The 9,775-nt window shown below is 67.4% G+C and carries 11 protein-coding genes; 10 read left to right on the top strand and 1 reads right to left on the bottom strand.

Annotated elements, in window-relative coordinates; all coding sequences use genetic code 11:
• Positions 1–41: 41 nt before the first annotated feature.
• The 10 genes from ACSFBL_RS10700 (at position 42) to ACSFBL_RS10655 (ending at position 8,587) form a co-directional block, all read left to right on the top strand.
• Positions 42–1,097 carry a branched-chain amino acid ABC transporter permease gene (locus ACSFBL_RS10700; RefSeq protein WP_435515740.1) on the top strand — a complete coding sequence of 352 codons (1,056 nt, stop codon included), beginning with the start codon at positions 42–44 and terminating at the stop codon, positions 1,095–1,097.
• 59 nt (positions 1,098–1,156) lie between these two features.
• Complete coding sequence (locus ACSFBL_RS10695; protein WP_435515739.1) at positions 1,157–2,941, top strand: branched-chain amino acid ABC transporter ATP-binding protein/permease; 1,785 nt, start codon at positions 1,157–1,159, stop codon at positions 2,939–2,941.
• Positions 2,938–3,669, top strand: coding sequence for an ABC transporter ATP-binding protein (locus ACSFBL_RS10690; protein WP_435515738.1), 732 nt, complete (start codon positions 2,938–2,940; stop codon positions 3,667–3,669). The genes ACSFBL_RS10695 and ACSFBL_RS10690 overlap by 4 nt, the downstream gene beginning before the upstream one ends.
• The gene (locus ACSFBL_RS10685) at positions 3,659–5,263 is read left to right on the top strand and encodes an ATP-dependent acyl-CoA ligase (RefSeq protein ID WP_435515737.1); all 1,605 of its coding nucleotides are present in this window, start codon (positions 3,659–3,661) and stop codon (positions 5,261–5,263) included. Before ACSFBL_RS10690 ends, ACSFBL_RS10685 begins: the two co-directional genes overlap by 11 nt.
• 2 nt (positions 5,264–5,265) lie before the next feature.
• Positions 5,266–6,015 carry an SDR family NAD(P)-dependent oxidoreductase gene (locus tag ACSFBL_RS10680; protein ID WP_435515736.1) on the top strand — a complete coding sequence of 250 codons (750 nt, stop codon included), beginning with the start codon at positions 5,266–5,268 and terminating at the stop codon, positions 6,013–6,015.
• A 65-nt stretch (positions 6,016–6,080) separates the two neighbouring features.
• A complete protein-coding gene (locus ACSFBL_RS10675) occupies positions 6,081–6,854 on the top strand; it encodes an SDR family NAD(P)-dependent oxidoreductase (RefSeq protein ID WP_435515735.1) in 774 nt (257 codons plus the stop codon).
• Complete coding sequence (locus tag ACSFBL_RS10670) at positions 6,851–7,390, top strand: MarR family winged helix-turn-helix transcriptional regulator (protein ID WP_435515734.1); 540 nt, start codon at positions 6,851–6,853, stop codon at positions 7,388–7,390. The genes ACSFBL_RS10675 and ACSFBL_RS10670 overlap by 4 nt, the downstream gene beginning before the upstream one ends.
• The gene (locus ACSFBL_RS10665) at positions 7,387–7,818 is read left to right on the top strand and encodes an acyl-CoA thioesterase (protein WP_435515733.1); all 432 of its coding nucleotides are present in this window, start codon (positions 7,387–7,389) and stop codon (positions 7,816–7,818) included. Before ACSFBL_RS10670 ends, ACSFBL_RS10665 begins: the two co-directional genes overlap by 4 nt.
• Before the next feature lie 66 nt (positions 7,819–7,884).
• Positions 7,885–8,283, top strand: a complete 399-nt coding sequence (locus tag ACSFBL_RS10660; protein WP_435515732.1) for a type II toxin-antitoxin system RelE/ParE family toxin — start codon at positions 7,885–7,887, stop codon at positions 8,281–8,283.
• Positions 8,276–8,587 carry a helix-turn-helix domain-containing protein gene (locus ACSFBL_RS10655; protein ID WP_435515731.1) on the top strand — a complete coding sequence of 104 codons (312 nt, stop codon included), beginning with the start codon at positions 8,276–8,278 and terminating at the stop codon, positions 8,585–8,587. The genes ACSFBL_RS10660 and ACSFBL_RS10655 overlap by 8 nt, the downstream gene beginning before the upstream one ends.
• An 8-nt stretch (positions 8,588–8,595) precedes the next feature.
• Here ACSFBL_RS10655 and ACSFBL_RS10650 read toward each other — a convergent pair whose 3' ends face one another.
• The gene (locus ACSFBL_RS10650) at positions 8,596–9,639 is read right to left on the bottom strand and encodes a carbon-nitrogen hydrolase family protein (RefSeq protein ID WP_435515730.1); all 1,044 of its coding nucleotides are present in this window, start codon (positions 9,637–9,639) and stop codon (positions 8,596–8,598) included.
• Positions 9,640–9,775: the final 136 nt, after the last annotated feature.

Here is a 9,775-nt window from a genome sequence, read left to right as displayed (position 1 = left end):
GCCTTGCAAACGGCCTTTTACAACCCCAGAGGAATTCTTCAATGACATGGGACGTGGCGCTCATCCTGGGCATCGACGGGCTCGCCAATGGCGCGGTCTATCTGCTTGCCGGGCTGGGACTGGTGCTGATCTTTTCCGTCACGCGGGTGGTGTTCGTGCCCTTCGGCGACATCGCGGCCTTTGCCGCGCTGACGCTGGCGGCTTTCGAGACCGGGCGTCTTCCGCCCACGATCGGGCTGGTGATCGTGCTGGCCGCGCTGGCGGTGCTGACCGAGGTCGGCAGCCTGATCCGGCGCGGCGAGGCGAAGAAGGTGCCGAAGGCCATCCTGGCCTGGGGCGTGCTGCCGTTGTTGCCTTGCGTGCTGGCGTGGGCCGCCTCGCGCCCCGGCATGCCGGCGGCCGTGCAGATCGCGGTGACGGTGTTGCTGGTGGTGCCGATCGCGCCGCTGCTCGCACGCGTCGTGTTCCAGCCGATCGCCGATGCGTCGGTGCTGGTGTTGCTCATCGTCTCGCTCGCACTGCACTTCCTGCTGTCGGGCCTCGGCCTGCTGTTCTTCGGCCCGGAAGGCTCGCGCACCGCGCCGCTCGCGAGCGGCACCATCGCGCTGGGTGACGGCTTCTCGGTCAGCGGCCAGATCGTCCTGATGGTCGGCTCGGCGATCGTGCTGAGCGGGCTCTTCTTCCTGGTGTTCGAGCGCACCGTGGCAGGCAAGGCACTGCGCGCGACGGCCGTGAATCGCGTGGGTGCGCGGCTGGTCGGCATCCGGCCGGCACGCACCGCACTGCTGGCCTACGGCAGCGCATCGCTGCTTGCAGGTTTGATCGGCGTGCTCATCGCACCCGTGACCACCATGTACTACGACTCGGGCTTCATCATCGGCCTCAAGGCCTTTGTCGCCGCGATCATCGGCGGCCTCGTGAGTTACCCGATGACGGCGGTCGGCGCCCTCGCTGTGGGCGTGGTCGAGAGCTTCGCCTCGTTCTATAGCGGAGCGCTGAAGGACGTGATCGTGTTCAGTCTGCTGATACCGGTGCTGATGCTGAGGTCCTACCTCAGCGTGCACTCCGAAGAGGAAGAAGACGAGGTGGATCAATGAGCACGGCCCGGCCGCCCGAAGTGGCTCGCACCGCAGTGCCTAAGCACGGAGGTTATTCGATGAGCCCGCTCGTCCAACGCAAGCTCTGGATCGGCCTCGTCGTGCTGGCGCTGGCCATCGCGCCGGCGCTGGCCGGCAACTTCACCGTCTCGCTGCTCAACGACATCGGCATCGGCGCGCTGGTCGCGCTCGGACTGGTCCTGCTCACCGGCATCGGCGGCGCCACCTCCTTCGGGCAGGCGGCCTTCGTCGGCATCGCCGCTTATGCGACGGCGTGGCTCACCACGACGCAGGGCCTGTCGCCGTGGCTCGGGCTGTTGTTCGCCTTGCTGCTGACCGGGGTGTCGGCGCTCGCCATCGGCATGCTGACGCTGCGCCTGGGTGGGCACTTCCTGCCGCTCAGCACCATCGCTTGGGGGCTGTCGATCGCGATGCTTTTCGGCAATGTCGACGCACTGGGCCGGCACACAGGTCTTTCCAACATCCCGGCACTGACGATCGGCGGGTGGTCGCTTGCCGACCCGCGCGCGATCTACTACCTGATCTGGGTACTGGTCGGCCTGGCCTTCCTGTTCAGCCGCAACCTGCTCGAATCGCGACCGGGGCGTGCCATCCGCAGCTTGCGCGGTGGCGCGACGCTGCTCGCCAGCGTGGGCGAGGACGCCTACCGCGTGCGGCTGTCGCTCTTCGTCACGGCCGCGCTGTTCGCCGGCCTGGCGGGCTGGCTCTATGCGCACATGAACCGCTTCGTGAGCCCGTCGCCCTTCGACGTGCGCGCGAGCATCGAATACCTGCTGATGGCGGTGGCCGGCGGGCTCGGCCAACTCGCGGGCGCACTGGTCGGCTCGGCCCTGGTGCTGATCCTCAAGAATGGCCTGCAGGACGTGCTGCCAATGCTGACGCAGCGCGCCGGCCAGCTCGAGGCCGTGGCGTTCGCGACGATCTTCATCCTGCTGCTGCACTTTGCGCGCGGCGGCCTGATGGGCTTCGTGCGGCGCTGGACGCGCGGTCGCTTCGCGGCACCGCCATCGCGCGAGCCTTCGACGCCGGTGGAACAGCTGCCGCATCGCACGCTGCCGGACCGCGGGTCGCCGATCCTGTCGGTGACGGGCGCAGTGAAGCGCTTCGGCGGACTGGTCGCAGTCAACGACGTGAGTTTCGACGTGAAGGCCGGCGAGATCATCGGCCTGATCGGGCCGAATGGCGCCGGCAAGTCGACCATGTTTAACCTGCTGACCTGCACGTTGCCGATGACGGCGGGCCAGGTGCGCTTTCTCGGGCAGGACATCGCCGGCCTGCCGCAGCGCAAGGTCGCGCGGCTGGGCCTGGCGCGCACCTTCCAGCACGTGAAGCTGCGGCCGCACATGAGCCTGCTCGACAACGTGGCGCTCGGCGCGCATTCGCGGACCACGACCGGCGTGCTCAAGGCCGGCCTGCGGCTGGACCGCACGGAGGAGCGCCAGATCCTCCAGGAGGCGCAGCGCCAGCTCGACCGCATCGGCCTCGGCGACCGTGCCCACGAGCTGGCGGGCAGCCTGCCGCTCGGCACGCAACGCATCCTGGAAATCGCCCGCGCGCTGGCCGCCGACCCGGTGCTGCTGGTGCTGGACGAACCCGCCGCCGGGCTGCGCCGCAAGGAAAAGATGGCGCTCGGCGACCTGCTGCGCAAACTGCGGGAGGAGGGCGTGACCATCCTCATCGTCGAACATGACATGGACTTCGTGATGAAACTGGTGGATCGGCTGGTGGTGATGAACTTCGGTTCGAAGCTCGTCGAGGGCGTGCCTTCGGCTGTGCGTGCGGATGAGCGCGTGCAGGCTGCGTACCTTGGGAGTGTTGTATGACCGCCATGTTGGAGATCGGCGATCTGCACGTCTCCTATGGGCAGGTCGACGCCGTGCGCGGCGTCACCCTCAACCTGGAGCATGGCCAGATCATCTCGGTGATCGGCCCGAACGGCGCTGGCAAGACCACCTTGCTGGCTGCTGCGATGGGGCTGCTGCCGTGCAAGGGCGTCCTGCGCTTCGAGGGCGAGGATCTGCACGGCCTCGACGTCGAGGCCCGTGTGGAGCGCGGCCTGTGCCTCGTCCCCGAGAAGCGCGAACTCTTCGGCGAGCTCAGCGTGCTCGACAACCTGCAACTCGGCGCATTCTCGCGCCGCCTGCGCAGCGATGCATTGAAGCGCCGCCTGCAATCCGTCTACGACCGCTTTCCCCGCCTGGCCGAACGCCGGGCGCAGCGTGCCGACACGCTCTCCGGCGGCGAGCGCCAGATGCTCGCCGTCGGACGCGCGCTGATGTCCGCGCCCCGGCTGCTGATGCTCGACGAGCCGAGCCTGGGGCTCGCGCCGCTGATCGTGCGCGACATCCTCACCATCGTTCGCAAGCTGCGCGAAGACGGCGTGTCGATCCTGCTCGTCGAGCAGAACGCCCGCGCCGCGCTCGAAAGTTCGGACCATGGCTACGTGCTGGAGACGGGCGAGATCGCCTTGTCCGGCGCATCGCAGGACCTCGCCAGCGATCCGCGCGTCCAGGCCACCTACCTCGGCGGAGGCACCCACGATGACGACTGAAGCCCGCGCGATCCCGCCCGCGCAGCGCACACTGCCCGCACTGCTCCAGCGCCAGGCTGCGCTGTTCGCGGGGCGTCCGCTGCTTCGGATCGCGGGGCGCGCGTGGTCGCATGGCGATGCGGCCGAGGCGGCGGGCGTGCGCGCCGCGGCGCTGGCGCAGGCAGGTGTCGAACGCGGCGACCGGGTTGCCCTGATGTGCGGCAATCGCATCGAGTTTCTCGAGGTGTTCTTCGGTGCAGGCTGGCTCGGTGCGGCGGTGGTGCCGATCAACACCGCGTCGATGGGCCCGCAGATCGAATACTTCCTCGCCAACAGCGAGGCGAAACTGCTGGTGATCGAGGCCGCATTCCTGGATCGATTGCAGACCGCCGACTTCAGTCGCACCCAACTGCGTGAAGTCTGGATCGTCGGCGAAGCGCAGGATGCGTCGGTCTGGCGAGTGCCCGAAGGCCTGCGCTCGACGCCGTATCCGGCCGGCAGTGCGGCGATCCCGCCCGCCACGGTGCAGCCCGGCGAAGCGCTCGCAATCCTCTACACCTCGGGCACCACCGGGCCGGCCAAGGGCGTGATCTGCCCGCACGCGCAGTATTTCTGGTGGGGCGTGAACAGCGCGGAAGTGCTCGGCGTCGGCGCCGACGATGTGCTGTGCACCACGCTGCCGCTTTTCCACATCAACGCACTCAACACCTTCGCGCAGGCCGCGGTCACCGGATGCGAAGTCGTGTTCGAGTCGCGCTTCTCGGCATCGGGCTTCTGGCCTTCGATGCGTGCGAGCGGCGCGACGGTCGTCTACCTGCTCGGCGCCATGGTGCCGATCCTGCTGGCGCAGCCCGAGGGGCCGGGCGAGCGCGATCACCGCGTGCGCATCGGCCTCGGCCCCGGTGTTCCCGCGGCGGCGGGCCAGGCCTTCATGGAGCGCACCGGCGTGCGCCTGCTCGAAGGCTATGGCTCCACCGAGACCAACTTCGCCATTGCCACCGCACCCGATTCGCCGCGCGGTGGTGTGATGGGCTGGCTGCGGCCCGGCTTCGACGCGCGTGTCGCGGACGAGGACGACCTCGAACTCCCGCCCGGCGAGGCCGGCGAACTGCTGCTTCGCGCGGACGAGCCCTACGCCTTCGCGAGCGGCTACTTCAACATGCCGGAAAAGACCGTCGAGGCCTGGCGCAATCTCTGGTTCCACACCGGCGATCGCGTGGTGCGGGATTCGGATGGGGCTTTCCGCTTCATCGACCGGATCAAGGATGCGATCCGGCGTCGCGGCGAGAACATCTCGTCTTTCGAGGTCGAGCAGGTGCTGCTGAGCCATCCGTGCGTGGCTTCGTGCGCGGTCTACCCGGTGCGCTCCGAACTGGCCGAAGACGAGGTGATGGCCGCGCTCGTGGCCCGGCCCGATCGTCGCATCGAGCCGGACGAACTCACGCGGTTCTGCGAGGCGCGCCTGCCTTACTTCGCGGTGCCGCGCTACCTCGACGTGCTTGTCGACCTGCCGCGCACCGAGAACGGCAAGGTGCAGAAATACAAGCTGCGCGAGCGCGGCGTGACGTCCGCAACTTGGGATCGCGGCCCCGCGGGCCGCACGGCGAAAGGCTAGCCATGTTCACGCTGTCCGGACGAACGGCCTTCGTGACGGGCGCGGGGCAGGGCCTGGGCGCGGCCATCGGGCGCGGACTGGCCGAGGCCGGTGCGCGCGTGGCGCTGGCCGATATCGATGGCGCGGCCGTCGAGGCCGTCGCAGCGTCGCTTCGGTCCGCCGGTCACGACTGCATCGCCATGCAACTCGACGTGCGTGACGAAGCAGCCTTTGCATCGTGCTTTGACGCGGCCATGCAGCGCTTCGGCGCCGTCGACGTGATGGTGACCAACGCGGCCCTGACGCCGTCGACTTCGCTCTGGGAGATCCCGGCCGACGAATGGGACCAGGTCATGGCGGTGAACCTGCGCGGCAGTTTCTTCGGCTGCCGCATCGCCGGACGCCACATGCGCGACCGGAAGAGCGGGCGGATCATCAACCTGTCGTCGATCGCCGGGCAACAGGCCAGCGCGGCGACGGGAGTCCACTATGCCGCGTCGAAGGCGGCCATCCTCGCGGTCACGCGGTCCTTCGCGCAGGAACTCGCACCGCACGGCGTCACGGTGAATGCGATCGCACCGGCCGCGATCCGCAGCCCGGTGCTCGATGCAATGGACGAGGACCGTCAGCGCACGGTGAAGGCGGGCATCCCGCTCGGACGCTTCGGCGAGGCGCAGGAGGTGGCCGCTGCCGTGGTCTACCTCGCATCGGACGCCGGTGCCTACACGACGGGTACGACGCTCGACCTCAACGGGGGACGGCTGATGCGGTGAAGTCCGACACGGCCCGTCAGATTCACGCGGATAAAATTATTTAGTTGTCAACCAATTCCAGAACCATGAGACAAGCATTGAACGGGCGGCATGCCGTCGTCACGGGCGCCGCACGCGGCATCGGCGCCGAGATCGCGCGGACCCTGGCCGCTGAGGGCGCGAAGGTCAGCTTGCTCGGCCGCGACCGCGCGGCCCTGCAGCGCGTGCAGGACGAACTGGCCGGCACCGGCCACGGGGTGGTCGTCGCCGATGTGAGCGACGCCGAATCGGTGCGTGCGGCCTTCGAAGGCGCACGCGCGGCCTCGGGCCCGGTCTCGATCCTGGTCAACAACGCGGGCCAGGCGGAGAGCGCGCCTTTCCTGAAGACCTCGGTGGAGCTCTGGCAGCGCATGCTCGCGGTCAACCTCACCGGCAGCTTTTTGTGCGCGCAGGCAGCCTTGCCCGACATGCTGGAACTGGGATGGGGCCGCATCGTCAACGTCGCGAGCACCGCGGGCCAGAAGGGCTACGCCTACGTGGCGGCCTACACGGCGGCGAAGCATGGCGTGATCGGCCTCACGCGCTCGCTGGCGCTCGAAGTGGCGCGCAAGGGCATCACCGTCAATGCAGTGTGCCCGGGCTACACCGACACCGACATCCTCCGCAACAGCGTGGCCAACGTGGTCGGCAAGACGGGGCGCAGCGACGCCGATGCGCTGGCGGAATTCGCCGTCGTCAATCCGCAGAAGCGCATCGTGCAGCCGTCCGAGGTGGCTGACGCGGTGCGCTGGCTGTGCGGCGAGGGGGCCGCTTCGATGAACGGCCAGTCGATCTCGGTCTCGGGGGGAGAAGTCACATGACGGACATCGGCAACGACCCTTCGCACGCGGTGCTGAGCGACGCCGAGGAACTCGGCCACGAGGCCCGTGCCGGCCATGACGACCATGCGGTCCTCAAGCTCTGGCTGCGCATGCTGGCGAGCACGACGCAGATCGAGGCGGAGATCCGCAAGCGTCTGCGCGAGCGATTCGGCATCACGCTGGCGCGCTTCGACTACATGGCGCAGCTCTACCGCTACCGCGACGGTCTCAAGATGCGCGTGCTGTCGCGCTACCTGATGGTGACCGGTGGCAACGTCACCGGCCTCACCGACGAGCTGGAGCGCGAAGGCGTGGTGACGCGGGCGCCGAGCCCCGACGATCGCCGAGCGTGGATCGTGAGCCTGACGGCCAAGGGCCGCCGCTGCTTCGAGGCGATGGCCAAGGAGCACGAGCAATGGATCATGGAAATGTTCTCCGGGCTCGACATGAAGACCGTGCGACAGTTGCACAGCCAGCTCGGCCAGCTCCGCGTGCATGTCATGCGCAGCGAGCCGCCGGCGGAGGAGACGCCGTGAGCGAGCCACAGGCGAAAGAATTCCGCCGCGAGCGGCTGATCCGCTTCTCCGACTGCGATCCCGCGGGCATCGTCTTCTACCCGCAGTACTTCGTCATGTTCAACGGCCTGGTCGAAGACTGGGTGAACGAGGATCTCGGTATCGGCTATCACAAGCTCATCGCCGAACAGCGCATCGGCCTGCCGACCGTGCGGCTGGAGGCCGACTTCCGCGCAGTGAGCCGGATGGGCGACCGGGTGATCCTCGGGCTCACTGTCGAGCGACTGGGCACGCGCTCCCTGACTCTCAGCCTGCACTGCTTCGACCATCAGGGCGAAACGCGCATGCGCATGCAGCAGGTGCTTGTCACAACCTCGCTCGAGAGCCATCGGGCCGTGGAGATCCCGGAGGCGCTGCGCCAGGCGATCGTGCGAGAAGGAGCCAAGTAAATCCGAGCTTGACTGCCCTCCAGGAGCTTGGAGCAAGCGAGCGTCGCAAGGTGCAAGAATATGCACTTGACGGAATATTATTCAGGGGGAATAATTTTGGCTCAATGGGAGATTGAGTACACCGATGAACTCGGCAAATGGTGGGTCGAACTTTCAGAAGCGGAACAGGAATCCATCGACGCGTCTGTGCGACTTCTGGAGGAGCGGGGTCCCAACCTCGGTTTCCCTCACACATCAGGGATAGGCGGATCCAGGCACGCCCACATGAGGGAGTTGCGGATACAGCATGAAGGAAGACCGTATCGGATCCTCTATGCGTTCGATCCGCGTCGATGCGCCATTCTGTTGATCGGTGGCGACAAGACAGGCAACGATCGCTGGTACCACGAGCACGTGCCGGTCGCGGACAAGCTCTACGACGTACACGTCGAGGTGTTGAGAAAGGAAGGGCTCATCGATGGCTAGGAAATTCGGCGAACTGCGCGCCAGGATGTCGTCAGAGGCGCAAGCGCGCGCGGCGGCTCGTGCCGAGGCCATGCTGCTCGAAATGCAGTTGCGGGAACTGCGCAAGTCGCGGCACGTGACGCAGGTGGAGGTGGCCAAGGCCATGAGCGTCGAGCAAGCAGCGGTCTCCAAGCTGGAGCGTCGCGACGACATGTACGTCAGCACACTTCGCGAATACGTCAGAGCGCTCGGCGGCGAACTCAAGCTGGTGGCGTCTTTTCCGGACGCCGAGATCCTGGTGCATCCATTCGTCGTGGCGCGCTGATCGGTAGTTCAGGCCACGACTGTCTCGCGAACGCCCGCAGCCGTATCGGCCGGCGCTGCGGCATCGACGCTGGCGGATACCACATCCGCCTGCCCGTGCACCACCACCGGCTCCCGCCGTGTCTTGTTCAGCCACAGCCGCGTGACATCCGGCCGCGCGTAGTGCCCCGCCGGATCGCCCGCCGCCTTGGCGAGTGAAATCATCCCCAGATCGATGTCAGCGACGACCAGCCCTTCCTGGCCCTCCGGCAGATTGGTTCCGAGCGGCGACCCGTCCGGCCCGTAGATCCGCGCAAAGCCACCGCCCGCGAGCAGCATCTGCTGCTTGCCCGGATCGGTGCACAGCATCTCGTGCATGGCCTTGGACACAGTGGCGCACGGCGCGATCACGAAGCATTGGCCTTCGGCGGCATACACCTGGCTCGCGGCGTTGTTGACCTCCGCACCGAGGGCATAGGCCGCGCCACGATAGAGCGAGAAGCTCGGCCAGGCGCCGCAATGGATCTGCTCGTTCTGCGAGTACATCGCGTACTTGCTGAGCGGCTGCAGGTGCTCCCAGCACGACAAAGAGCCGACGTTGCCGATGGCCGTCTCGATCACGCTGAGGTCGGAGCCATCGCCTTCGCCGAAGACGGTGCGTTCGACGTGCGTCGGCTTGAGCTTGCGCCGTGTCTGCAGCGTGTTGCCCTGGTCGTCGATCAGCGCCTGCGCGATGTAGAGGCTCCCGGCGGCCTTTTCGCTGTAGCCGAGCGAGACCCAGATCCTGTGCTTGCGGGCGGCGTCGCGAATGCGATCGAACTCCGCCGAGCCGACGACCAGCGAGTTGTCGTGGTAGCGCTGCACGTACTGCATGCCCCACGCCGGTGAATCCAGCCAGATCCACCAGGGATAGCCGGGCACCCACGTTTCCGGAAAGGCGATCAGCTGCACGCCCTGGCCGGCGGCCTGCGCCATGAGGTCGATGGTCTTGTCGATGGTGCCGTCGAGGTCGAGAAAGACGGGCGCGGCCTGCACGGCGGCGACGCGCAGGCGGGGATGTGACTTGCTGGGCATGTTGAACTCCTTCGGGTTAGCGCGGTGGCACGCGGGTTGCTTGAAGCGTAAGTTCGCCGCCTGAAAGCGCCTTGTCCGGATTTCGCGGCGTTCTTGATCCAGCGTTGCAAGCCGCGCAACCGCACCTCCAGAGGAT

Origin of the sequence: Variovorax glacialis (genome assembly GCF_051216375.1) — a bacterium.
GTDB lineage: Bacteria > Pseudomonadota > Gammaproteobacteria > Burkholderiales > Burkholderiaceae_C > Variovorax.
This window is presented reverse-complemented; position numbering and strand designations above follow the sequence as displayed.